Genomic DNA, 23,931 nt, shown 5'->3' with positions numbered 1-23,931 from the left:
GGCTTAAGCCCTCATTTTTTATTCTTTTTGAAGAATATTAAAGAAGTTTAGGATTTTATCTTTGATTTTTTCTGATTCTTCTTTTGTTTCGTGTTCAGTACACTGTTCTTTTGGTACTTCTTGGTAGACGTAATTGCCTTTTTCATTTGTGATAGGTATTTTAGAATTTTCCTTATATTTCTTAACAGGAACTCCTTTATCATCAACAATAATACCAGTCTTTACTTGGTATTCTACTTCTTTAACTTCCTCTTTAGGACAAGCATCTGTGGCAATCAGACCAGTAGATGTATCAATTTTAATTGTATCTGTTTCTTTATGCAGAGTACCTTTTTCTGTTGGTTCTGTACCTTTAATGAATAATTCTTCTCTGACTGTACCGTTAGATTGACAGTATTCATTAGGTAATTTGCCACTTTCAGTACAGATTTCTTTGGTAATAATGTTATCAGGTTGTTTGAAGTTTTGGATTTCTCTATTCTTGACTACTTGTTTCATATAATCGCCCCATAATTTAGCTGCTTCTCCGCTAGAGATTATTTCAGTAACTACTTCTCCTTCTTCGTTTTGTTGTACCTTACCTGAATCGTCTACTTTAGGATATTCCATCTTAGTTGGTTGATCTTCTCCTATCCAAACACTAGTAACTAAGTTTGGAGTATAACCTACAAACCAAGCATCAGTGTAGTTAGAAGTAGTTCCTGTTTTACCAGCCATTGGTCTATTTAATTTAGCTCGCCAACCTGTTCCCCAAACTAAGGGTCCTCTAGCAACAGCTGATTGGAGCATGTCCGTAACTAAATAAGAAGTAGATCTATCAAGTGCTAGTTCTTTCTGGGCTGTTTTTTCGGCCTCATTATCCCATATTAGATTCCCCTTACTATCATGAACTTTAGTAATAGCAATTGGTTCAATCTTGATTCCTTGATTAGCGAAAGCGCTATATGATTTAGTCATTTCTAAAGGAGTGACTCCTTTAGTTAAACCTCCTAAGGATAAAGCTAAATTTTCATCAGCAGAGATTAAACTTTCAATTCCTAAATTTTGAGCTAACTTAATGGTATCATCAATCCCTACTTTATCAAGTAATTTAACAGCCATAACATTAATTGATTTGGCTAAACCTAATCTTAAAGTTGTAGGTCCTAAGTATTTATCATTATAATTGCTAGGCACCCATTTTTCTTTCCCATCAATTTTTGTCTTATATTCTTTAAGAGTATCATCTACAATTGAGCCTGGGCTCATACCTTGTTGTATAGCAGCAGTATAAACAAAGGGTTTAAAGGCTGAACCAGGTTGTCTGTGAGCCTGAGTAACTCGGTTAAATTTATCATTATTTCGGCCACCAATCATAGTCTTAATATGTCCATTATTAGAATTAATAGTAACTAGGGCCAACTGCGGTTGCTTTTCTCCTCGGCCAACTTCTTTATCTAGAGTAGGAATCTCTCTATTTTCAATTGCCTTAGTTACAGTTTGTTCAGCTTTATCTTGCATTGTAGGTGATAGTGTGGTTTGTACTTTTAAGCCCCCAGTATAGACGCGTTTAGAGCCAAATTTATCAATTAATTTCTTACGAACATGTCTCACAAAATAAGGAGCAGTATCTTTATTGTCTTCTGTAGGACTTTCTAATTTAATTGGCTCCTGTTGGGCCTGTTTAAGTTCGCTATCTGATATATAATCATGCTCTGCCATTTTTTCTAAGACAAGGTTTCTTCTCTGTTTAGCTGCTTCTTTATTGTTATAAGGCGAATAATAGTTAGGAGCCTTAATCAAAGCAGCTATCAAAGCTGATTCTGCTAGGGTTAAATCTTCAGTATCTTTGTTGAAGTAATAATTAGCAGCACTTTGGACTCCATAGGCATTATAACCTAAAAAGATTTCATTGAGATAAAATTCTAAAATTTCATTTTTAGTATACATTCGTTCAAATTGCAAGGCAATATACATCTCTTGTAATTTACGAGAGAATAATTTTTCGTGAGTTAATAACACATTTTTGGCTAGTTGTTGAGTAATAGTACTAGCTCCTTCAACTTTAGCCATATGCTTAAGATCAACCCAGATTGCTCTTAAAATTCCTTTTAAATCAATACCGTAATGTTCCCGGAAGCGAATATCTTCAATAGAGATCACTGCATTTTGTATATCTTTAGGGATTTTTTCTAACGGGACATAAACTCTATTTTCCCGGTATAATTTGGTTAAAAGCTCTCCATTAGCTGTGTAAACCATGGTGCTTTCACTAGTCTTCCAGTTTCCATAATCAGATATATCAGGACTTTCTTGGATCATCCAGGTTATAGCACCAATAGCACTTCCTAGACCAATGGCTATAACTAGAAAGATTGCAATAATAATTAATTGTTTTGTTTTTTGTTTTTTCTCAGCCATCTCTGAACCTCCTTCCTGAATTATTATAACATAAAATATCAATTATATATAGTCTATTTTCCCCAGCTTGTTGTAAATGATACCCATATATTATATAGATTACTATAATTGATATTCCATTTTTAATGTGTTATAATTGCTACGAAATAAGCAAGCAAAATCGGGACTGATAAATTTTAGGAGGTAAAGTAATGGAAATTAAAGGACAATTACAGATTATCAAGCGTGGAGTGTCTGATTTAATTGGTGAAGAAGAACTAGTGGATAAGTTAGAGGAGGCAGCTGAAGAAGATAGACCTTTAAAGGTGAAGTTAGGTTTAGATCCTACAGCTCCTGATATCCATTTAGGACATGCTGTAGTATTAAATAAATTAAGACAATTTCAAGATTTAGGTCATCAAGTGTATCTGTTGATTGGTGATGTTACCGGCCAAATTGGTGATCCGACAGGTAAATCAGAAACAAGACAGCAGTTATCTGAGGAAGAAGTAGCCGAGAATGCTGAGACTTATAAAGAACAGATGTTTAAGATATTAGATCCAGCTAAGACAGAAGTTGTATTTAATAGTCAATGGTTTGGAGATCTGGACTTTATCGATGCTATTGAATTATCTTCGCAGTATACAGTAGCTCGAATGCTGGAGCGAGAAGACTTTGCTAATCGTTATCAGAACAACCAACCAATTAGTATTCATGAGTTTTTCTATCCGCTTTTACAAGGTTATGATTCAGTAGCAATGGAGGCTGATGTGGAATTAGGAGGGACAGATCAACGATTTAATCTCTTAGCTGGACGTAAGTTACAGAAAGAATATGGTCAAGACCAACAGGTTATTATAATGATGCCTTTATTAGAGGGCTTAGATGGAGTTAATAAGATGAGTAAGAGTAAAGACAATTATATTGGTATTGATGAAGCTCCCCAAGAGATGTATGGTAAGACAATGTCCTTACCTGATGATTTGATTGCTCGTTACTTTGAGTTAGTGACTGATATCTCTTTAGATGAGTTAGAGACTATCAAGTCTGATTTAGCAGCGGGTGACCTACATCCTATGAAAGCTAAAAAGAGATTAGCCCGAGAGATTGTAGCTACATATTATGACCAAGAAACAGCTCAACAAGCTGAAAAAGAGTTTAAAAAGGTATTTAAGCAAGGAGGAACTCCTGATGACTTACCAGAAATAAAGATTTCTAAAGACGAATTAGAAGATGGTGAGCTGTGGATTGTTAAGCTAGTAGCTGCTACTGGATTTGTAGAGAGTAATAGTCAAGCTCGGCGAATGATTAAACAAGGGGCAGTTAGAATTGATGATCAAAAATATGAAAAGATCAATTTAGATATTGCAGTTGAAGATGGTATGGTTGTTAGAGTAGGAAAGAAGAATTTTGCCCAGATAATTTTAGATTAAATGCACAAAACCACTTCTTAACTAATAAAATGTTAAGGGGTGGTAAATGTGCTTTCTTCAATTTATCGCTGGTTTAAAATTGGATTAGTAGTAGCAGTTATTCTGGCTATTATAGTAGTGATCATTATTGAGACTACACTACAACCAATCTTACATAGTGTATCGAAAACAACTATTAGAGGATTAGTAACTACTCTTATTAATAAAGCTATCAACCAACAGACTGATAGTTTATCCTATAGCGATTTAGTAAGTATTCAAACTAATCGCGAAGGAGAAATTATCTTAATGCAGCCTAATTTACAGGTGGTTAATGATATTTCCTCGAATATTACTCTATCTATCCAACAATCTATTGAGGATCTAGAGGATAGAGAGATTAAAATACCGATTTCTCAAGTTTTAGGAATTGAGATTTTATCTAAGTTTATTCCTTCTTTAAAGGCTAAAGTAGTGCCTTATGGAGCAGTAGAAAGTATATTAGTTGATCAATTTGAATCAGTAGGTATTAATCAGACTAAGCATAAGATTAAGTTACGGATCACTTCTCGGATTCAAGTAATTATTCCGATGCTGAGTACTGATATTAAAGTTACCTCTAGTGTGCCCTTAACAGAAGCGGTTATTGTAGGCCAAGTACCAGAGGTTTATATGGGATTAGAGAAAGGATTATTTAATAAGCAGAAAAAACAACAACCAATTAAATAAACTACTGGCAAGCTATTAGGGCTTGCTTTTTATTTTTTGGTATCAATAGTTATGTGCTATGTGTTGTATGGAGATGGTTTTTATTAGGAAAAGTTTCTGTGAAACGGCCAATGCAGCCTCTTTAAGTTTCCTCCTATAACTTCTAAGAGTAGTATATAGAATAAATAATTAGTTAATAATAGTGACAGATGTATAATTACTGTTTAATTAAGGAGGGAAGTTAACTGATTGTTCAAAATAGAAGAGGACTTATTCTATTATTAATTACTATTCTAGTTTATTTTCTTTACCAAGTTAAAGTCATTTTATTTCCCTTTTTATTAGCTATTTTGTTAGCTTATGTGCTTAATCCGATAATTAATAAATTAGTTAAGCAGGGGATGCCTAGATTAGGAGCTTTAATATTTGTATTTGGAGGATTAATAACTTTATTTATCTTCCTATTTGTGACAGTTATTCCCGCTATAATTAATGAATTAGAAACTCTAACTAACCGACTTCCCTTTTATATAACCAAATTAGACCAGATAATTAACCAAGTTAATCGACGTTATCATCAGGTAGATATCCCCCCTGCTTTAAATACTGTACTAGATAGAGTTATGTTAAGGGTTAAAGAATTTAGTCTGGAGTTTATCGAGCGGACAACTCAGGTAATATTGGACTTATTATCTAGAATGTTTAGTCTGGTTATGGCTCCGATTTTAGCTTTTTATTTATTAAAGGATTTAGAGATAATTACAGATTATTTTTGGTCTGTAATTCCAAGTAGGTATCAAATTGAGTTTAATAAGTTATTAACTAGAATTGACCACGGATTGGTAGGTTTTTTTAAAGGACAATTAATAGTTAGTATGTTAGTAGGAGTTTTATCTACAGTAGTTCTTTATTGGTTAAGAGTTAAATTTTCCTTACTAATTGGGTTATTAGCCGGAATATTTAATGTAATCCCTTATTTTGGCCCTTTTTTTGGAGCACTGTTAGCAGGGGTAATTGCTTTTGATACTTCTGTTAGATTAGGTTTTAGAGTAGTCTTATTATTTTTTGTTATTCAGCAATTAGAAGGCAATATTATTTCTCCTAAGATTATGGGCGAGGAGGTAGGGCTGCATCCAATTATTATTATTTTTTCTCTCTTGGCTGGAGGAGAGTTATTAGGAATTCTTGGTATGTTGGTAGCTATTCCAGTGGCTATTATTGTTAAAGAAGTAGTTCATTATCTATTAGTTGAGGTGTTAACCTCTGTTGACAATAGTTAGAATTTCTAGTATTATATAAACTAAGTTTCTTTACTTAGCAAATATAACTTTAAATAGTGAGATATTAGTGATATAAAGTTATATATTATTTTATTGTCCGGGAGGTTAAGAATAATGGATAGCAGGCAGATACGTCAGAAGTTTTTAGACTTTTTTGAAGAGAAAGAACATAAGATTCTACCTAGTGCTTCATTAATTCCGCAAGATGATCCTACTTTATTATGGATTAATGCTGGTATGGCTCCTTTAAAAGATTATTTTTCTGGTAGTGCTACTCCTCCTAAACGACGGGTGGTTACTGCTCAAAAGTGTATCAGAACTAATGATATTGAGAATGTGGGTCGGACAGCTAGACACCAGACTTTTTTTGAAATGTTAGGTAATTTTTCTTTTGGTGATTACTTTAAAGAAGATGCTATTAAATGGGGTTATGAATTTTTGACTGAAGAGTTGGAGCTGGATCCTGATAGATTATGGATTTCTATTTATAAATCCGATGATGAAGCATTTGCTATCTGGAATGAGGAAATAGGAATTCCAGCTGATCGAATAGTTAGAATGGGAAAAGATGAGAACTTTTGGGAAATAGGTACTGGTCCTTGTGGACCATGTTCTGAGATTCATTATGACCGTGGTATTGAGTATGGTTGTGAAGATGGTTGTGAATTAGGTTGTGATTGTGATCGTTATCTAGAGGTATGGAATTTAGTATTTACACAGTATAATAAAACTGAAGAAGGAGAGTATTTAGAGTTATCTCAAAAAAATATAGATACTGGTGTAGGTTTAGAAAGATTAGCTTCTTTATTGCAAGATAAACCAACTAATTTTGAAACTGATTTATTTATGCCAATTATTGAGTATATTGCTTCTTATTGTGATGTAGAATATGGTGCAAATGAAAAAACAGATATAGCTCTTAAAGTAATTGCCGATCATATTAGAACTGTAACATTTACAATTGGTGATGGTGCTTTACCTTCTAATGAAGGAAGAGGCTATGTAGTTCGCAGACTTTTAAGACGAGCTGTGCGTTATGCTCAAATATTGGAGTTAGAGATACCATTTTTACATAATCTTGTTGCAATAGTAGTCGATATTATGGGCGATCATTATTCTAAGTTAGTCACTAAACAGGAACAAATTGAAAAAGTGATCAAGCAAGAAGAATTAAGATTCCAAGAAACTTTAGAGCAAGGGATGGATATTTTAGAAGAAGTAATTTCTGAGCTACAAGAAAAAGGATTAACTGAGATTCCAGGAGAACAAGTCTTTACTCTATATGATACTTATGGGTTCCCTAAAGAATTAACTCAGGAGCTTGCTGCTGAGAAAGGATTTACAATTGATGAAGCAGGTTTTAATGAGGCAATGGCAGAACAAAGACAGAGAGCTAGAGAGGCTCGAGCTGATTTTGATCAAGGACATAGTGAATTAGAGTTATTTAAAAAAATTCGCAACCAAAGTGGTAGTGATCAGTTTGTAGGTTATGATACTTATCAAGTGGAGACTGAGGTGCTGGCTTTAATCCAAGGAGAAGAGCAGGTTAAGCAGGTAACTGCTGGAGAAGAAGCTAAGGTAGTATTAGCTAAGACTCCTTTTTACGCTGCTGGTGGTGGACAAGTTGGAGACCAGGGAAGTATTACTTTTGCTTCTGGTCAAGCTCAGGTAATAGAAACTGAAGAAATTGCTGAATTAACTGTTCATCAGATTAAAGTAGAAGCGGGTAACTTAAGTCTAGAGAAGAAAGTAACAGCTAGTATTGATCAAGAGTTAAGAGAGTCTACAGCACGAAACCATACAGCTACTCATTTGCTTCATAAGACATTACAGGAAGTGTTAGGGGAACATGTTAGTCAATCCGGTTCTTTAGTATCGCCTACTAGATTAAGATTTGATTTTTCCCATTTTGAAGCAGTAACTGCAGAAGAATTAGCTACTATTGAGGAAAGAGTAAATGATTATATTTTAGCTAATGTAGATGTTACAGTAGATAAGATGTCTTTAGAAGAAGCTAAAACGGAAGGTGCGACTGCTTTATTTGGAGATCAGTACGATGATCAGGTTAGAGTGGTTACAGCTGGTGATTATAGTAAAGAATTATGTGGCGGGACTCATATTGATGCTACAGGAGAGATAGGATTGTTTAAGATTGTTAAGGAGTCCGGAATAGCTGCTGGGGTAAGAAGAATTGAGGCTGTTACTGGTAAGCAAGCTTTAAATTATATTAACCAACAGGAACAGACTATTGCTACTGTAGCTGATAAGTTAAAGGCTAATTCAGATGAGGTAGTAGCTAATGTGGAAAAATTACAAGCTAGAGTTAAAGAGTTAGAGGCAGAGATTACTAGTCTGAAGGATAAGTTGGCTGCTTCCCAAACTGGCAGTTTAGTTTCTCAAGCCCAAGAGATTAATGGGATCCCTACTATTTTACATAGTGTAGAAGGTTTAGATGCAGCTGGATTACGTAAAATGGGGGATGAATTAAAATCAGAATTGGATTCTGGAATTATTGTTTTAGGTTCTCGAGTGGAAGGTAAAGTATTATTTGTAGCAATGATAACTGATGATTTAGTTGCAGAAGGCTATCATGCTGGTCAGTTAATCGGTCAAGTAGCTCAAGTAGCTGGTGGTGGCGGTGGTGGTCGTCCTGATATGGCCCAGGCTGGAGGTAGTAAACCAGGTAAGTTAACTTCAGCTTTAGAGAAAGCTAAAGAAATTATTAATTCTAATGAATAAAAATTTTCAAAGATGGAAAATTACTATTAAGACTGAATGAGGTGAGGTAGATGAGTGATTTTGATAAAACAATGATGTTTGAGGTTGATAGAGAAGAAGAAAGTGAAGTAGCTCAAGTTTTAAGAGAGGTTTATCAAGCTTTAGAGGAAAAAGGATATCAACCTATCGACCAGATAGTTGGCTATATTCTATCAGGTGACCCAGCGTATATTACAAGTTATCAGGATGCTAGAAGTAAAATTAGACGTTTTGATCGAGATGAATTAATTGAAGAATTAGTTACAGATTATCTCCAAGATTAAGTCTGGAGTGATTTAATGAAGAAGTTTGCTTATAGCCTGTTGTTGTTAGTTTGTTTACTTATGATAGTTAATCCTGTTCAAGCACAAGATAGTAAAGTTGTCTTGTTAATTATGGATCGGGTGAGTATTACAGAGCTCCAAGAAACAGCTACTCCCTATTTAGATCAAATAATTGCTCAGGGAGCAGTAGGACTAATGAATGCTGAAACAGCAGGTAGTCTAGAGCCTAAGGATACTTACTTAACTATAGGGGCTGGAGATAGGGCTAGAGCAGGAAGAGCAGGTTATCTGAATTTTAATGCAACTGCTAAATACCAAGGAGTTACAGCTGAGTCTCTTTACCAGAGGAGAGTAGCTCAGGCTGACAAAGGTGAGATAGTTAATCTCCAATTAGCTCAGTTAAAAAAGAGTAATCAGACGACTACTTATCAAGCTAGAGTTGGTCATTTAGCTGATTTACTACAAAGAAAGAATTTACAAGTTACAGTTTTAGGTAATGCTGATACTAAAAACCAGCCTAGAAGACACGTAGCTTTACTTGGACTAAATAAATATGGGGTAGTCAACCAGGGGGATGTTGGTCAACAGATGGTACAACAAGTTGATCAATATCCCTCTAGTTATATAACTAACCAAAGTTATTTAGTCAGCCAATTTAAGAATTATTGGGATCAGAGTGATTTATTAGTTGTAGAAGCCGGGAATACATCTCGAATAGCAGCAATTAAATCTTTACTGACTGAACAACGATTTAAAGAAGCTAAAAGAAAAGCTATTCAACGGAGTGATAGATTACTAGGTAAACTGCTGGAAATAGTTGATCTTCAGCGGGACTATTTATTGGTTGTGACTCCTACTCCAGCTAAAGAGGCTATTGAACAAGGGAATAAATTAACTTTGACATCTATAGTTGGCCCGCAGGTTAAGGATGGATTATTGAAGTCAGCTACTACAAGACGCCAGGGATTAATTACTAATCTTGATTTGGCTCCGACTATCTATCATTATTTAACATCCGAGCAGGCAGATTTTACAGGTCGGAGTATATTTAGTCAGGCTACTAATAAATCAGTTGATTATTTGCTAACTTTACAGAATAAGATCCGCCGGACTTTTGCTTGGCGACCTATAGTAGTTAAAGGATTTATTCTATTACAAATTTTAACTTTAGGATTAGTTGGTGTAGTCTGGATTTACAAACGTAATAATAATTTATTAAGAAAAATAAGTCTTTATCTATTAATTAGTTTATTATGGATTCCTAGTTTATTTCTTTTATCGAGATTTTTTATTATAGGAAATTTAACGTTAGTTATTGGTTTTTGGTTAATGGTTAGTCTAGGATTAGCTTATTATACTCTACAACTAGTTGATAATAATCTAGTACCTGTAATTCTTCCTGCTTTAGTAACCACTGGTTTATTGGTGTTTGATTTGTGGCAAGGTGGAGAATGGATTAAGTTGTCTGTATTAGGTTATTCACCAGTTATTGGAGCTAGATTTTATGGAGTTGGTAATGAGTTTATGGGGGTTATAATTGGGGCAGGGATAATGGCTCTAACGGGATTACAGGAATTAACAAGTAAGTTATCTGATAGATTATTGTTAATAGGTTTTGGTTTATTAGTATTAACAGTTGGTTATCCACGTTTAGGGGCCAACTTTGGGGGGTTGATTACTGCTATTATTGCTTGTAGTATTACTTATCTTAACTTAAGAGGTTATAAGTTTAAGTTATCAACTTTATTAAAGTTAAGTTTTATTTTAATTAGCTCTCTATTATTTATAATTACAGTTGATTTTTATATCGGCAATGAAACGCATTTGGCCCATACTTTATCCAGGATCCAGAAAGAAGGGATTAATCAACTATTTTTAATTATTTATCGTAAGTTACAGATGAATTTAAAATTACTAAGGTGGACAATTTGGAGTAGAGTATTGCTTTCTTTTGTGGTTATCCTATTTATTTTATTTAAGTGGCCGGCAGGAAAGATTAAAGATTTGATTATTAGCTATCCTAGTCTAGCTGCTGGCTTTCGGGGAGTAGTAGGAGGAAGTGTAGTAACTATGTTGGTTAATGATTCTGGTGTGGTAGCTGCTGCTACTTTATTGTTATTTCCTGTTTTTACTTTGCTCTATTTGTTACTCAATTGTAAATTAAATAGTTAATTTAAAAAGTCCTGTTCTGAAGCAGGATTTTATTATTATATGGATAATTATGTAATAAAAGGAGGTGTTTTCTATTTTCTCTGTATTGAGTAATATAATTAGTGATCAATCTGAAACGGAATTTTACCATCGGATTGCTTTAGATATTGGTACTGAATATATTAAAGCTGTAATTGTAAGGTTTAATCAGGAATATATTTGCGAAATAATAGGCTATGGTCGAATAAAACAGTCTTATACTAATATGGAAGGTGGGGCTATTTCTAATATTGAAGAAGTAATCAAAAAAAGCTATGAAGCAATTGAAGAAGCTGTAGAGATGGCAGAAGTTAGACCAGAAGAGATAGTAATTGGAATTGCTGGTGAATTTGTAAAAGGAGTAGTTACTACTTTAGAACGCAAACGTTTATTTTCCAAGAAAAAATTAAAACAAAAAGAAATAGATAAATTAGTAGAAGAAGCGCAAGAGGAAGCTATCTCTCAAGCAGAGGAGAAATTATTAGCTGATATAGGTTTAGATGATGTTGAGGTGCAATTAATTAACTCTTCAGTTGTGGAGATTAAGTTAGATGGTTACAAGATAACTAACCCCGAAGAATTCCAAGGTAAAAATTTAGAACTGACAGTCTTTAATACTTTTGCTCCTCTAGTTCATGTAGGAGCCTTAGAGACAGTAGCTGATAGGCTGGATTATAAATTAGCAGGAATTATTGCTGAGCCTTTTGCTATTGCTAAAAGTATTATGAGTAATGAAGCTTATGAATTTGGAGCAATAGTAATTGATATCGGTGGTGGAACGACTGATATTGCCTTGATTAGAAATGGTGGTATTGAAGGGACTAAGATGTTTAGTTGGGCTGGACGAGCTTTTACCAAAAGTTTAGCTAGAGAATTCAATTTATCATTAGCAGAAGCTGAACAATTAAAATTGAATTATTCAGTTGGTGAATTAGAAGCAGCTGAGGAAGTAGAAGCAGTAGAAAAAATAGAACAGATCTTACAACCTGATTTTAATCTGTTGTACGAAGGAGTTGAACTTGCTTTAGATGAATTAGCTATGGCAGAGGCTCTGCCACAAAAGATATATCTATGTGGAGGAGGTAGTGCGTTAACTGGTCTGTTTGATGGAATTCAACAACGTGAAATGTACGAAGAACTTCCTTTCTTCAAGCAACCTGATATTAAACTCCTGACTGCTGAGGATATAACTGGTATTGAAGATAGAGTAGGTAAACTAAGTGGTACAGAAAGTGTGACTCCCAAAAGTTTGGCTCTGCAAGCAACAATGATTCAGGAGGTATACGAGACTAGTTTTTGGGATAAGTTAACAATTGGTATCGGATAATAGAAGTTCAGGAGGTGATTAAACTGGCTGATTATAGTAAAATTTATATTGATCCTGATGAACCATTAAATTCTTTGTTACAAAAAATTCAATCTAGTTCTCAAGATAAATTAGTAATTATTATTCATAATAATTCGCCTTTATTTACTAGTCAGATTAATATTGAATTGATGAAAACGTATGCTGAGAGAGTAGACAAGGAATTAATTTTTATAACTGATATAGAGAAGACGCAAAACTTGCTAGTTGAGTTAGGATTTGAAGTGTATCCTGATCTTGATGCCTTTGGAGCCCAGAGTGAAGAGGTAGCTTCTCCTCTAGCAGTAGAAGAGAAGAAACCGATAATAACGAATAATAATCAAGCTAGGAAATCTAAAACAAGTTGGAAAGGTTTTTTATTTATTTCTCTGTTTATCTTAGGGGCAGGAATGATTTGGTTTTATCTTAATTTTATGTTAGTTAATATCCAAGTCAGTCCAGTTGCCAAGGAAAAGGTAATAAATAGTCAACTCCAAGGTAGTTTACAGGCAACTGAAATGGATTTGGAGCAGAAAATAATTCCTGTGGTTAAGAAAAAAATAGATTTAAATAAAGAGATTACTGTTTCGGCTACTGGAAATAAAGAAATAGGAGTAGCGCCAGCTACCGGGGTTATAACTTTAATTAATAATAAACAACGGCCTATTACTCTGCCGCAAGGAACAGTAGTAGCTACCAGAAATGGAGTTAGCTTTAAGACCTTAAAAAAGGTAACAGTACCACAGGTGGAAATAAATAAATTTATGGATACGGTAGTAGGAATGAAAGCAGGAAAAGCAGAAGTGAATATTGAAGCATTAAATAAGGGAGTTGCCGGAAATGTTAGTAAAGGGCGGATTGTTCAGTTTGTTAATGAATCTTATCCGCTTAAAATCGTTAATCCCGAACCTACTACTGGAGGTAGAAATAAAGAGGTAGCTATGATTACTGATTCGGATGTGAAACGAGGCTTAAAAAAGGCCAAAACAACTTTACGGAATACTGCACGAGAAAAAGCAATTACAAAATTCGGTTCAGATATGATTTGTTTTAAAGATGATATTCAGTTTGCTAAGCCAGTATTAGATCCTCAATCTCAGGCAGGAGATTTAGCTACCAAGCTGTCGATTAAGGGGCAGATTCAAGTTACTAGTTTTGGAGTTAAAAAGGAAGGACTTAAAGATTTAGTCTTTAAATTATATAAAAGGGAGTTAGGAACTGAGTTTAAGTTACGCAACTCAGAGATTGCAATTAAAGAAATTGAACTAACAGATTTAACCTCGCAAAATGTTACTTTACAGGTGACTAGTCAAGGACAGGTAGTAGGAAAGATTGATGAAGATAAACTCAAAAAAGAGCTATTAGGAAAAGAAGTAAAGGCCACTAAAGAATTATTGGAGCAAAAAGCAGAGATAGCTAAGTATCAAATTAATCCGGCTAATCAAGTAAATCTACCACAATATAAATTAGGAATCAATTTAATGGTTCAGGGAGTAGACAAGGAGTGAGGTAGTCTATGAGAATATTAGGGTTAGATGTAGGAGATAAAAGAACAGGAGTAGCCATGAGTGATCCTTTAGGTTGGACAGCCCAGGGGAAAACGGTAATTGAAGAAGATTCCTTAACAGAGGAATTAAATTATATTTCTTCTTTAGTGGATAAATATAATGTGGACCAGGTAGTAGTTGGGTTGCCTAAGAATATGGATGGTAGTTTAGGGGACAGGGCGCAAAAGGTTTTGTCTTATATAGATGAATTAGAGGAAGAACTTAGTATTCCAATTGTAACTTGGGATGAAAGGTTATCTACAGTTGAAGCAGAAAGGACTTTATTAGCTGCTGATTTAAGTCGCCAACGAAGAAAAGAAGTAATTGATAAAATGGCAGCAGTAGTAATTTTACAAAATTATTTAGATATGCAAGACGCAAGTAATAATTAGTTAAAATAAATAAGAGGTGATTACTATGGCAAAAGAAGGATTAATTAAACTAGTGGATGAAGAAGATGGAATAGTGGTATTAGAGGAAGAAAATGGGGAACAAAGCAGATATGAAGTAGTAACTATGTTGGATTTTGAGGAAGAAAGTTACTTAATTTTAATGGAAGAAGATGAGGAGACAGGAGAGGGCTATGCTCTGAAGGTAGTTGAGGACCAAAATGGAGAGCAGGCTTATCAACCTGTTGTAGATGAGGATGAATTAGTTAAGTTACAACAAGAGTTAGAAGAGTAAATTTCTAGATAGTTACTGACTTGAATAATTGCTCCCCTAGAGGTATATTAGTTAGTTATGTAGTCAATACTGTTAGTAAGAGAATATAGTTTAGGGGGGCTTGATATGTTATTGTCCGAATATATACTAGATGGCAGGAATTTTCGAGTTGAGGGGACTACACATGCTTTAGAACGAATGAAAGAACGAGAAGTTGATGAAGAATTAGTAGCAGCAATTGTGTTGAGTTTGGATGAAAAATTATTAGAGTATAATGATAGTGGAGAAGAAGTGGCTATTATTGATCAGGAGCATAATTTGGCTATAATTATTGAGGTAAGAGAGTTTAAAGCAGTTATAATCACTGTTATCAATAAATCTAATATACATATTAAAGATGGAACTCAAATGGAAGAGATAGCTTAATAGTGCCTTGGACCTTTTATGGTCCAGGGTTTTTTATTTTTGTTGTTTGCTAAATTAAATAATATACATTATAATAGAGCCAGAAATATTTAAGAAGGGTTGGTTGAAAAATGCCCAGGAAACAAAGTGATTTACAACTTTTTAGTTGGTTGTTGTTAGGCATAATAATAATTGGACTATTTTATACTAGCTATCAATTAGTACAACCTAAAGATGGAGTTAATAGTACAGAAAATGGAGTTAATAGTACAGAAAAGATTATAGCAATTGAGCCTGGGGCTTCTTTAAATCAGATTGGGACAGTTTTAGCTAAAGAGGGATTAATTAGAAATTCATTTTTTTTCAAATTATATGCCAAGCTTAAAGGGTTAGAAGAGAAGATTAAAGCCGGATATTATAGATTGAATTCTGGTATGTCAATATCAACAATTACAGATAAATTAGTTGCAGGAGATATTGCCTATTATGATTTTACAGTCCCAGAGGGTATGACTCTAAGAGAAATAGGCTCTAGATTAGGAGAGTATAAACTGGACAAAGATAAATTTTTAGAAATAGCTACTAATAAAAGTCCAGACTGGATAACTCAAGATAAGAAAGTGCTTTATAGTGTAGAAGGTTTTTTATATCCTGATACATATCATCTGCCCTATGGTAGTTCAGAGGAAGAGATAATTGATATTATGCTTCAGGAGTTTAAAGCTCAAATTAAATCTTTACAACCTAAGATTAAGAATAGTGACTATAATTTATATCAAATTATAACTATTGCTTCCTTGATTCAAGCAGAAGCAAAATTAGAGGAGGAAATGGATTTAATAGCTAGTGTAATCTATAACCGACTTGAGGCGAATATGAAATTACAATTAGATGCTACTATCCAGTATACTCTAGAAGAGAGAAAGAGTAGGCTATTATATAGTGATTTAGAGGTTAAATCTATTTATAACACTTATCAACATTCTGGTTTACCTCCTGGGCCAATTAATAATCCAGGATTAAAAGCGATTAAAGCAGCACTGAATCCGGCTGAGACAGACTATTTTTACTATGTAGCTACAAGTGATGGCAAACATAAGTTTACTGAAACTTATCAACAACATCTTAAAGTGCAGGAAAAAATTAATAATCACTAATGAATCATTAAATAATAGGAGTGATTAGGTATGTGATTAGTCGTGGGCTATGAGCTATGAGCTAATTCAAAACCATTGCTCACAGCTCACGACTCATAGCTTAATTATTCAATTAAGGCAAGGGGGAAAAGAATGAGTAATGTTGTTCAGGATTGGATTATCGAGTATCTTCGCGATAAACAAGCTCCAGCAAATAAAGATATTCAGCAAGTAAAACAATTAGCTGATGAAAGAAATATCCCAATTATTGAACCAGAAGTTGGTAATTTATTACAGGTATTGATTAAATTACACCAGCCAGATCGTATTTTAGAGCTAGGAACAGCAGTTGGCTATTCTACTCTGTGGTTGGCTGAGGATTATTCAGGCGAGATAGTAACTATTGAATTAAAGGATAAGGAGGCGCAAGCGGCTAGTAACTTCTTTACTTCCTTTGGTTATGATAATATTGAGTTATTGACAGGAGATGCTTTAGAGATTATGCCTACCTTAGAAGATAGTTTTGATTTTATTTTTCTTGATGCAGCTAAAGGCCAATATCCTAATTTTTTAGAGGCTAGCAAGAAATTATTAGCTGAGGGAGGATTGCTTGTAGCTGATGATGTATTATTTAAGGGCATGATTGCCGATGATCGCTTTTATCATCCCCGCTATAATACTTTGACTAAAAGACTACGAGAATATGTAGATACAATAATGAATGATCACGAACTTAATTCGACAATAATTCCGTTAGGTGATGGAGTAGCAGTTAGTTCCTATAATAAGGAGGTAAAATAAATGGAGATACCTGAGTTGTTGGCCCCAGCTGGTAATTTAGAGAAGTTAAAGATTGCTGTTCAATACGGAGCAGATGCTGTTTATCTTGGGGGCCAAGATTATGGTTTAAGAGCTAAAGCTAGAAACTTTACCTTAGAAGATATGGTAGCAGGAATAGATTATGCCCAGCAACGTGATGTTAAAGTGTATGTAACAATTAATCTAATTCCTCATAATGAAGATTTAACTGGATTGGATGACTATATTAAGCAGTTAGTTGATTTAGGTGTTGATGCTGTAATTGTAGCTGATCCAGGCGTTTTTTCACTTGTCCAGAAGATAGCTCCTGATTTAGAAGTACATATCAGTACTCAAGCTAATAATACTAATTGGCGTAGTGTATCTTTTTGGCAAGAGCAAGGTGCCAAACGGGTTATTTTAGCCAGAGAATTATCTTTAGAAGAGATAACAGAAATTAATGACCAGGTTGATATTTCCTTAGAGGCCTTTGTTCATGGAGCAATGTGTATTTCCTATTCTGGGCGCTGTTTATTGAGTAATTATATGATAGATCGAGATGCTAATCGCGGAGAATGTGCTCAGTCTTGTCGTTGGCAATATACTTTAATGGAGCAAGAGCGACCAGGAGAATATTACCCTGTCTATGAAGATGATCAAGGAACTTATATTTTTAATTCTAAGGATTTATGTATGATTAGGCATCTGCCTGAGATGATAGATACGGGGTTAGATAGCTTAAAGCTTGAAGGAAGAATGAAGAGTCTTCATTATGTAGCTACAGTAACTAATATTTATCGCCGGGCTCTAGATGCTTATGCTCAAGCTCCTACAGATTATGAGTTTAAAGAAGAATGGTGGGAGGAACTAAAAAAGATTAGTCATCGGTTATATACTACTGGTTTTTACTTTGGGTCTCCCGGTGGTAGTGAACAAAATTATGATGGATCAGGTTACTCTCGTGATTATGATTTTATGGGGGTTGTAAGAGATTATCTACCAGAGAAACAAGAAGCAGTAATTGAGGTCAGGACTAAATTCTTTCAAGGGGATCTAGTTGAGATATTTGGCCCGCAAACTGAGACCTTTTCCACTAAGTTAGAATCTATTATCAATCAAGAAGGGGAGGAAATTTCAGAAGCACCCCATCCACACCAGCTAATTAAAGTTAAGGTAGAACAACCAGTTAATGAATATGACCTAGTTAGGCGAAAAAAGGAGGATAGATAATGAGCAAACCAGTTTTAATTGGGATTACAGGTGGTACTGGATCAGGAAAGACTACCGTAGCTAATACAATTATAGATCAGTTAGGTGATGAGAATATCTCTTTGCTCCAACAGGATTCTTATTATAAAGACCAGAGTCACTTGGATTTTGAGGAACGAAAAGAAACTAATTATGATCATCCTTTTGCCTTTGATACTGATTTATTATTAGAACATCTCCAGCAGTTATTGGTAGGAGAAAAAATTGATAAACCAGTTTATAGCTTTAAGCGTCATACTCGCACTTCTGAAGTAATACCAGTAAATCCGACAGAGATAATTATTTTAGAAGGTATTTTGATTTTAGAGAATGAAGCTATTAGAGATTTATTGGATATCAAGGTTTATGTGGATACAGATAATGATGTTAGATTTATTAGACGGTTACTAAGAGATATAGAAGCAAGAGATAGAACTATGGATTCTGTAGTTGACCAATATCTTAATATAGTTAGACCAATGCACCAGCAATTTGTGGAACCGACTAAAAAATACGCTGACGTGATTATTCCTGAAGGTGGCTATAATCAGGTAGCTGTTGATTTATTGATTGCTAAAATCAAGTCTTTAATTGAGGAGTTAAATCAAGATGACTAGCACTTCTACAATTAAAGTAACAGTTCCGAAACAGGAATTAGTTTTTGTGGATAAGATTATTAAGGCTTATGAAGGATTAGCAATGGTTACAGTCGAAGGAACTGAAGGGGAAATTGGTGTATTAAAGTTAGAAGTAACTCCAGGTACTCGAGAAGATATCTTAAAAATATTGTATGATTTACAAAAAAAGGTTGATCTGGATATAGTTAAAAAGTAATTAATACTTATGGACAGGCACAATAGATTGGTCTATCTCATATAGATATTAATGAGAATTGGGAGGTGACCAGTTTATGGTGCCTGTTTTTTTATCCGAAGTACTAGTTAATCTATTAGATGGAGTAATGGTACTAGTATCTTATATCTCTGAGGGAACTACTTTTCCCCAACCACTAAGTGTTGAAGAAGAACAGGAATGTCTAGAAAAGATTAAAAAGGGAGATCAAGCAGCTAAAGATAAGTTGATTGAGCATAATATGAGGTTGGTAGCTCATATAGTTAAAAAGTATGACCACATTAGTGTAAGTAATGATGATTTAATTTCAATTGGAGCAATTGGGTTAATTAAAGCAATTGAAAGTTTTGACTTGGAGAGGGATACAAGATTAGCTACCTATGCTGCTCGATGTATTGAAAATGAAATTTTGATGTATTTAAGAAAGACTAAGAAATTGAAAAATGAGAAATTATTATACGAACCAATTGGCTCTGATAAGGAAGGTAATGAGATTAGTTTAATTGATATTTTAGGAACTGCAATCGATACTGTCAGTAATGAAGTAGAACTGGTCTTAGAGGAAGAGAAGCTATATGAGAGATTAGAAAAATTAAAGACTAGGGAACGAAAGGTGCTAAAGATGAGATATGGCTTAGAAGATGGTCAGTATCGAACGCAACGTGAAATTGCTCAACAATTAGGAATTTCTCGGTCTTATGTTTCTCGGATAGAAAAGAAAGCTATTAATAAACTTCATAAGATGTTTGCTTGAACTATAAAGTTAACTCCTCTTTGTTTGATATATGTGTTGAGTAGTAAGTAACTAGTGACGTGTAACAGTTAGTAATTATGCCCGTCACTAGTTATTAAAATTATAGATTTTGTAAGGAGGTTTAAATATGAGCAAACAATTGTTAACTATAAATCGTTATTTAGAGTTAGATGGTTCAATGCAGTTAATAGAGGAGTTACGTTCTTTTGTTCAACAAGCTAAAAAGTTAAATCCTAAGTTAAAAGATTATCAATTATTTGATATAGGGTTTAAGCCTAGAACAGATTTTGTGTTAGTTAAGTTATACTTTTATCATTAGTGAACCGGGCTAATTGTGTGAATATTAAAATATTAAAATAACTTTTAAGTTGATTTGACAAAAAAAGTAGATTGTTTTATACTTATAGTGGCTGTTAAAAAGTGATTAAGAATTTAGTAGATGCAAGTTTTAATCTTTGGAATAAATTCAGTGATTTATTTCAAAGATTTTTTTATTTTGTTAAGGGGAATTTTGTAGAGAATAAAATAGATGAACTAAGGGAAAATATAATAGAAATAGTAAGGCAGGAGGGTTATAATGAAAAACATAAAGGTTAATAATCTTTCCAAAATTTTCGGGAAGAATCCTGAACGAGGAATTGATTTAGTTAAAGAAGGTTATTCTAAAGATGAGATTTTAGAGAAAACAGGATTAACTGTAGGAGTTAATAATGTTAATTTTGAGATAAAGTCGGAAGAGATCTTTGTAATTATGGGGCTATCTGGAAGTGGAAAATCAACATTATTAAGGTGCTTGAATAGATTAATTGAGCCTACAGTAGGTGAAGTTAAAGTAGATGACACTAATTTAATGGAATTAGATGACGAAGAACTACTAGAGATGAGACGAGATAAACTTGGTATGGTTTTTCAGAATTTTGGTTTATTTCCACATAGAACTATATTAGAAAATACTGAATTTGGTTTAGAAGTTAAAGGTGTACCTAAGGAGAAAAGGGAAGCTAGAGCCCGCGAAGCATTAGCTAAAGTAGGTTTAGATGGTTGGGAGAATAAAAAACCTGATGAATTAAGTGGTGGAATGCAACAACGAGTAGGTTTAGCTAGAGCTTTGGCTGTTGACCCAGATATTTTATTAATGGATGAACCATTTAGTGCGTTAGATCCATTAATTAAACGAGAAATGCAGAATAAGTTATTGGATTTATTTGATGAGATGGATAAGACGATTATCTTTATTACTCATGACTTAGATGAAGCATTAAAACTAGGAGATAGAATTGCCATTATGAAAGATGGGGAGATTGTACAGATAGGAAATCACGAAGAAATATTGACTAATGCTAAGAATGAATATGTAAGGGACTTTGTTCAAGATGTTAATCGGTCTCGGTTATTAACTGCTGAAGATGTAATGGTTGATCCATTGTCTGTAGTTTATTCTTATAAGCAGGACGGCCCTCGAGCAGCTATGCATAAGATGGAACATAATGAGATCTCCAGTATTTTTGCTGTAGGCAAGAATAAAAAATTAAAGGGCATAATTAAGATGGAAGATGCTTTAGAAGCTATTAAAGAAGATAAAAAGGATTTAGAAAGATTAATTAAAGATACAGTAACTGCTAGTCCTGAAGAAAATATGGAGGACTTATTTGCTAAAGTTGCTGATTTAGATTATCCTCTCCCAGTAGTGGATAATAATGATAAATTATTAGGAATCATTGTAAAAAGTAAAGTATTAGGCAATTTGGCTGGCGAAGAAGTAATCTAAAAAAAGGAGGGTAGATAATGAATTTTAACAAAAAAAGTAGTTTGCTAGTTGTGAGTTTAGTATTAGTTCTTTCTCTAGTAGCTGGTTGTGCTCAACAACCACAGCAAGGAGAAGATCAACAGGGAGCAAAAGATCAATTAGAAGAAGCTAAAGAAGTTACACTAGGTCATGTAAATTGGCCAGGGGTTACTGTTAAAACACAAGTAGCTAAGGAAGTATTGGCTACTTTAGGTTATGAAGTTGAGATGAAGTCTTTAACGCAGACAGTTTTATTTAAGGGAATGGAGAATGACGAGATAGATGCTTTCTTAGGTAACTGGATACCTACTATGAAGACTAACTTTAAACCTTACCAGGAAAAAGGCGTTATTGAAAATGTACAAGTTAATTTAGAAGAAGCTCTTTATCAGACTGCTGTTCCTGAATATGTTTGGGAAGCAGGAGTTAAATCTATGGAAGATTTACATAAGCATGCTGATAAGTTTGACCATAAGATAGTTGGTATTGAGCCAGGAAATGATGGAAATAAAATTATTAAGGATGCTATAGCCAATAATATTTACCAATTAGGAGATTGGGAGTTAGTAACTGGTAGTACAGCTGCTATGTTATCGGCTGTAGGTAAGGCTACTCGAAATGAAGAGTTTATTGCTTTTCATGGTTGGAAGCCCCATTGGATGAATGTGGATTATGACCTTAAGTATCTAGAAGATCCAAAAGGTATTTGGGGTAGCAATGATCAAATTCATACTGCTGCTCGACCGGAATTAAAAGATAAGATGCCTAATTTCTATAAATTATTAGAGCAATTTAAGGTTACTAGTCAAATTCAAAGTAAGTGGATCTTAGAGTATCAGAAAAAGGATCGGCCAGCTGAAGAAGTTGCTCAAGAATGGATTGGTAATAATTTAGATCTAGTTAAAGATTGGGTAGCAGGAATGAAGGCTTTAGATGGTACTGATGCAGTAGAGAAATTAGAACAAGAATTTAAATAATAATTAAAGCATAATTTGAGACGGCATTCCAGTAGTTTGGAATGTCGTTAAATTTCTCTTTGATTTTGGAAGTAGAAGAAGGAGGTATAAAGATAATGTCTTTATTTGATATTTTAACTACTAAGATTCCACTAGGTAATTGGGTAGAAAATTTAGTAGATTTGATTATTAATAATTTTAGTGGTCCGTTAGATGTTTTCTCCAATATAATTGAAGGTATGATTAGCGGGATTGAAGTTTTATTGACTACGCAAGAATCCTTTTTATTAATTGTAATTTTTGGTTTGTTAACTTGGTTTGTTAAAGAAGATATAACAGAGACTATTTTTTCAGTGGTAGTTTTAGGTCTATTTGTAGGTATTAGTAGCTTATTATATACTTATATCATTCCTAGTATGGTACCTATCTTATTAGGAGTAGTGGTTGTAGGTTTAGGGTTTGTATCTTGGTTATGGAAGAGAGATACTGATCTTACTTCTTTAGTAGTATTTGGTACAGGTTTGTTAGGAAGTCTACCTTATTTAGTTGAGGTAGTTCCTTTTGGGTTAGCTCCTTTCTTAGTGACTGCTATTTTAGGATTGATTAGTTGGATAGTTAAAGAAGATAGTGGGTTAACTGCTTTTGTAGTCTTAGGTTTAATGTTAGTGTTAAACTTGAGAATGTGGGCTCCCTTGATTACTACAATGTCTTCAATTCTTACTTCAGTTTTTGTTTGTTTAGTAGTGGGAATTCCAATAGGTGTTTTAAAAGCTCATAGTAAAATTCTAGATATTATAACTAGACCTATGTTAGACTTTATGCAGACTATTCCGCCTTTTGTTTATTTAATTCCGGCGCTTATGTTCTTCGGGTTAGGGAATGTATCAGGAGTTATAGCTACTGTAGTTTTTGCTATTGCTCCTCCGATTAGATTAACTTATCTAGGGATCAAACAAGTTTCGGATGAGTTAAAAGAAGCAGGAAGAGCTTTTGGGTGTACTCCCCTGGAAATGTTATATAAAGTAGAGTTACCTTTAGCGTTACCTTCAATTATGATGGGGATCAATCAGTGTATCATGCTGTCTTTATCTATGGTAGTAATTGCAGCAATGATTGGTGCTGGAGGTTTAGGTAAACCTGTATTACGTTCCTTATCAACAGTAGATATTGGGTTAGGATTTGAAGCTGGTTTAGGAGTAGTCATTTTAGCGATGGTTCTAGATCGGCTATTTGGTAGAGATTAATTTTTAGGCCTAGTTAGTATTTCTTGCTAACTAGGTTTATTGTCGGGGTGTGGGGTGGGCCCCCCCCCCCCGCCCCCCTTCCTTCGTTTTTTATTTAAAAATTATAAAATATAAAAAAAATATTAAAAAAAAAAAAAATAATTAAAATAAATTAAAATCTTAAAAATAAATATTAATTTATTATGTT

The 23,931-nt window shown here is 33.9% G+C and carries 22 protein-coding genes; 21 read left to right on the top strand and 1 reads right to left on the bottom strand.

Translation table 11 applies throughout. The features are described from left to right. Positions 1-18: 18 nt before the first annotated feature. Positions 19-2,400, bottom strand: a complete 2,382-nt coding sequence (locus ACYQ3D_RS12465) for a penicillin-binding protein 1A (protein ID WP_459838772.1) — start codon at positions 2,398-2,400, stop codon at positions 19-21. A gap of 191 nt (positions 2,401-2,591) precedes the next feature. Between ACYQ3D_RS12465 and tyrS the strand changes: the two genes are divergently transcribed. The 21 genes from tyrS (at position 2,592) to ACYQ3D_RS12360 (ending at position 23,744) form a co-directional block, all read left to right on the top strand. Continuing rightward, positions 2,592-3,812 carry a tyrosine--tRNA ligase gene (tyrS, locus tag ACYQ3D_RS12460; protein WP_459838771.1) on the top strand — a complete coding sequence of 407 codons (1,221 nt, stop codon included), beginning with the start codon at positions 2,592-2,594 and terminating at the stop codon, positions 3,810-3,812. A 48-nt stretch (positions 3,813-3,860) separates the two neighbouring features. Next, positions 3,861-4,520, top strand: coding sequence for a sporulation protein YunB (yunB, locus tag ACYQ3D_RS12455; protein ID WP_459838769.1), 660 nt, complete (start codon positions 3,861-3,863; stop codon positions 4,518-4,520). Positions 4,521-4,744: 224 nt separating this feature from the next. After that, positions 4,745-5,779 carry an AI-2E family transporter gene (locus ACYQ3D_RS12450; protein WP_459838788.1) on the top strand — a complete coding sequence of 345 codons (1,035 nt, stop codon included), beginning with the start codon at positions 4,745-4,747 and terminating at the stop codon, positions 5,777-5,779. Positions 5,780-5,893: 114 nt separating this feature from the next. Next, positions 5,894-8,518 carry an alanine--tRNA ligase gene (gene alaS, locus ACYQ3D_RS12445; protein WP_459838767.1) on the top strand — a complete coding sequence of 875 codons (2,625 nt, stop codon included), beginning with the start codon at positions 5,894-5,896 and terminating at the stop codon, positions 8,516-8,518. A 50-nt stretch (positions 8,519-8,568) separates the two neighbouring features. Further along, a complete protein-coding gene (locus tag ACYQ3D_RS12440; RefSeq protein ID WP_459838765.1) occupies positions 8,569-8,820 on the top strand; it encodes an IreB family regulatory phosphoprotein in 252 nt (83 codons plus the stop codon). A 15-nt stretch (positions 8,821-8,835) separates the two neighbouring features. Next, complete coding sequence (locus tag ACYQ3D_RS12435; protein WP_459838763.1) at positions 8,836-10,992, top strand: hypothetical protein; 2,157 nt, start codon at positions 8,836-8,838, stop codon at positions 10,990-10,992. A 64-nt stretch (positions 10,993-11,056) separates the two neighbouring features. After that, positions 11,057-12,337, top strand: a complete 1,281-nt coding sequence (locus tag ACYQ3D_RS12430) for a cell division FtsA domain-containing protein (protein ID WP_459838761.1) — start codon at positions 11,057-11,059, stop codon at positions 12,335-12,337. 14 nt (positions 12,338-12,351) lie between these two features. Then, a complete protein-coding gene (locus ACYQ3D_RS12425; protein WP_459838758.1) occupies positions 12,352-13,863 on the top strand; it encodes a baseplate J/gp47 family protein in 1,512 nt (503 codons plus the stop codon). 8 nt (positions 13,864-13,871) lie between these two features. Beyond that, the gene (gene ruvX / locus ACYQ3D_RS12420; protein WP_459838755.1) at positions 13,872-14,294 is read left to right on the top strand and encodes a Holliday junction resolvase RuvX; all 423 of its coding nucleotides are present in this window, start codon (positions 13,872-13,874) and stop codon (positions 14,292-14,294) included. Between the two features lie 25 nt (positions 14,295-14,319). Next, a complete protein-coding gene (locus tag ACYQ3D_RS12415) occupies positions 14,320-14,586 on the top strand; it encodes a DUF1292 domain-containing protein (RefSeq protein ID WP_459838753.1) in 267 nt (88 codons plus the stop codon). Between the two features lie 105 nt (positions 14,587-14,691). Then, a complete protein-coding gene (locus tag ACYQ3D_RS12410; protein WP_459838751.1) occupies positions 14,692-14,991 on the top strand; it encodes a DUF4258 domain-containing protein in 300 nt (99 codons plus the stop codon). Between the two features lie 110 nt (positions 14,992-15,101). After that, a complete protein-coding gene (gene mltG / locus ACYQ3D_RS12405) occupies positions 15,102-16,127 on the top strand; it encodes an endolytic transglycosylase MltG (protein WP_459838749.1) in 1,026 nt (341 codons plus the stop codon). Positions 16,128-16,259: 132 nt separating this feature from the next. Next, positions 16,260-16,907: an O-methyltransferase gene (locus ACYQ3D_RS12400; RefSeq protein ID WP_459838747.1), complete on the top strand. Its 648-nt coding sequence runs from the start codon at positions 16,260-16,262 to the stop codon at positions 16,905-16,907. Further along, positions 16,908-18,134 (top strand): peptidase U32 family protein, encoded by a 1,227-nt coding sequence (locus ACYQ3D_RS12395; RefSeq protein ID WP_459838745.1) that lies wholly within the window; start codon positions 16,908-16,910, stop codon positions 18,132-18,134. Further along, on the top strand, positions 18,134-18,769 hold the full coding sequence (gene udk / locus ACYQ3D_RS12390; RefSeq protein WP_459838743.1) for a uridine kinase: 636 nt from the start codon (positions 18,134-18,136) through the stop codon (positions 18,767-18,769). The genes ACYQ3D_RS12395 and udk overlap by 1 nt, the downstream gene beginning before the upstream one ends. Beyond that, the gene (locus tag ACYQ3D_RS12385) at positions 18,762-18,986 is read left to right on the top strand and encodes a DUF4911 domain-containing protein (protein WP_459838741.1); all 225 of its coding nucleotides are present in this window, start codon (positions 18,762-18,764) and stop codon (positions 18,984-18,986) included. The genes udk and ACYQ3D_RS12385 overlap by 8 nt, the downstream gene beginning before the upstream one ends. A 76-nt stretch (positions 18,987-19,062) precedes the next feature. Continuing rightward, on the top strand, positions 19,063-19,758 hold the full coding sequence (gene sigK, locus ACYQ3D_RS12380) for an RNA polymerase sporulation sigma factor SigK (protein ID WP_459838739.1): 696 nt from the start codon (positions 19,063-19,065) through the stop codon (positions 19,756-19,758). Between the two features lie 127 nt (positions 19,759-19,885). Beyond that, entirely contained in the window at positions 19,886-20,077 is a 192-nt protein-coding gene (locus tag ACYQ3D_RS12375) for a hypothetical protein (protein WP_459838737.1), read from the top strand. Positions 20,078-20,335: 258 nt separating this feature from the next. Beyond that, positions 20,336-21,526, top strand: a complete 1,191-nt coding sequence (locus tag ACYQ3D_RS12370) for a quaternary amine ABC transporter ATP-binding protein (RefSeq protein ID WP_459838735.1) — start codon at positions 20,336-20,338, stop codon at positions 21,524-21,526. A gap of 17 nt (positions 21,527-21,543) precedes the next feature. Then, positions 21,544-22,521, top strand: a complete 978-nt coding sequence (locus tag ACYQ3D_RS12365) for an ABC transporter substrate-binding protein (RefSeq protein ID WP_459838733.1) — start codon at positions 21,544-21,546, stop codon at positions 22,519-22,521. 395 nt (positions 22,522-22,916) lie between these two features. Next, positions 22,917-23,744: an ABC transporter permease gene (locus ACYQ3D_RS12360; protein WP_459838786.1), complete on the top strand. Its 828-nt coding sequence runs from the start codon at positions 22,917-22,919 to the stop codon at positions 23,742-23,744. Positions 23,745-23,931 lie beyond the last annotated feature (187 nt).

The organism is Halanaerobaculum tunisiense (assembly GCF_054657635.1).
This window is presented reverse-complemented; position numbering and strand designations above follow the sequence as displayed.

Coding starts and splice junctions, on each gene's coding strand:
- ACYQ3D_RS12465 (WP_459838772.1), bottom strand. CDS start 2,400: ATGGCTGAGAAAAAACAAAAAACAAAACAATTAATTATTATTGCAATC.
- tyrS (WP_459838771.1), top strand. CDS start 2,592: ATGGAAATTAAAGGACAATTACAGATTATCAAGCGTGGAGTGTCTGAT.
- alaS (WP_459838767.1), top strand. CDS start 5,894: ATGGATAGCAGGCAGATACGTCAGAAGTTTTTAGACTTTTTTGAAGAG.
- ACYQ3D_RS12440 (WP_459838765.1), top strand. CDS start 8,569: ATGAGTGATTTTGATAAAACAATGATGTTTGAGGTTGATAGAGAAGAA.
- ACYQ3D_RS12435 (WP_459838763.1), top strand. CDS start 8,836: ATGAAGAAGTTTGCTTATAGCCTGTTGTTGTTAGTTTGTTTACTTATG.
- ruvX (WP_459838755.1), top strand. CDS start 13,872: ATGAGAATATTAGGGTTAGATGTAGGAGATAAAAGAACAGGAGTAGCC.
- ACYQ3D_RS12415 (WP_459838753.1), top strand. CDS start 14,320: ATGGCAAAAGAAGGATTAATTAAACTAGTGGATGAAGAAGATGGAATA.
- ACYQ3D_RS12410 (WP_459838751.1), top strand. CDS start 14,692: ATGTTATTGTCCGAATATATACTAGATGGCAGGAATTTTCGAGTTGAG.
- mltG (WP_459838749.1), top strand. CDS start 15,102: ATGCCCAGGAAACAAAGTGATTTACAACTTTTTAGTTGGTTGTTGTTA.
- ACYQ3D_RS12400 (WP_459838747.1), top strand. CDS start 16,260: ATGAGTAATGTTGTTCAGGATTGGATTATCGAGTATCTTCGCGATAAA.
- ACYQ3D_RS12395 (WP_459838745.1), top strand. CDS start 16,908: ATGGAGATACCTGAGTTGTTGGCCCCAGCTGGTAATTTAGAGAAGTTA.
- udk (WP_459838743.1), top strand. CDS start 18,134: ATGAGCAAACCAGTTTTAATTGGGATTACAGGTGGTACTGGATCAGGA.
- ACYQ3D_RS12385 (WP_459838741.1), top strand. CDS start 18,762: ATGACTAGCACTTCTACAATTAAAGTAACAGTTCCGAAACAGGAATTA.
- sigK (WP_459838739.1), top strand. CDS start 19,063: ATGGTGCCTGTTTTTTTATCCGAAGTACTAGTTAATCTATTAGATGGA.
- ACYQ3D_RS12375 (WP_459838737.1), top strand. CDS start 19,886: ATGAGCAAACAATTGTTAACTATAAATCGTTATTTAGAGTTAGATGGT.
- ACYQ3D_RS12370 (WP_459838735.1), top strand. CDS start 20,336: ATGAAAAACATAAAGGTTAATAATCTTTCCAAAATTTTCGGGAAGAAT.
- ACYQ3D_RS12365 (WP_459838733.1), top strand. CDS start 21,544: ATGAATTTTAACAAAAAAAGTAGTTTGCTAGTTGTGAGTTTAGTATTA.
- ACYQ3D_RS12360 (WP_459838786.1), top strand. CDS start 22,917: ATGGTACCTATCTTATTAGGAGTAGTGGTTGTAGGTTTAGGGTTTGTA.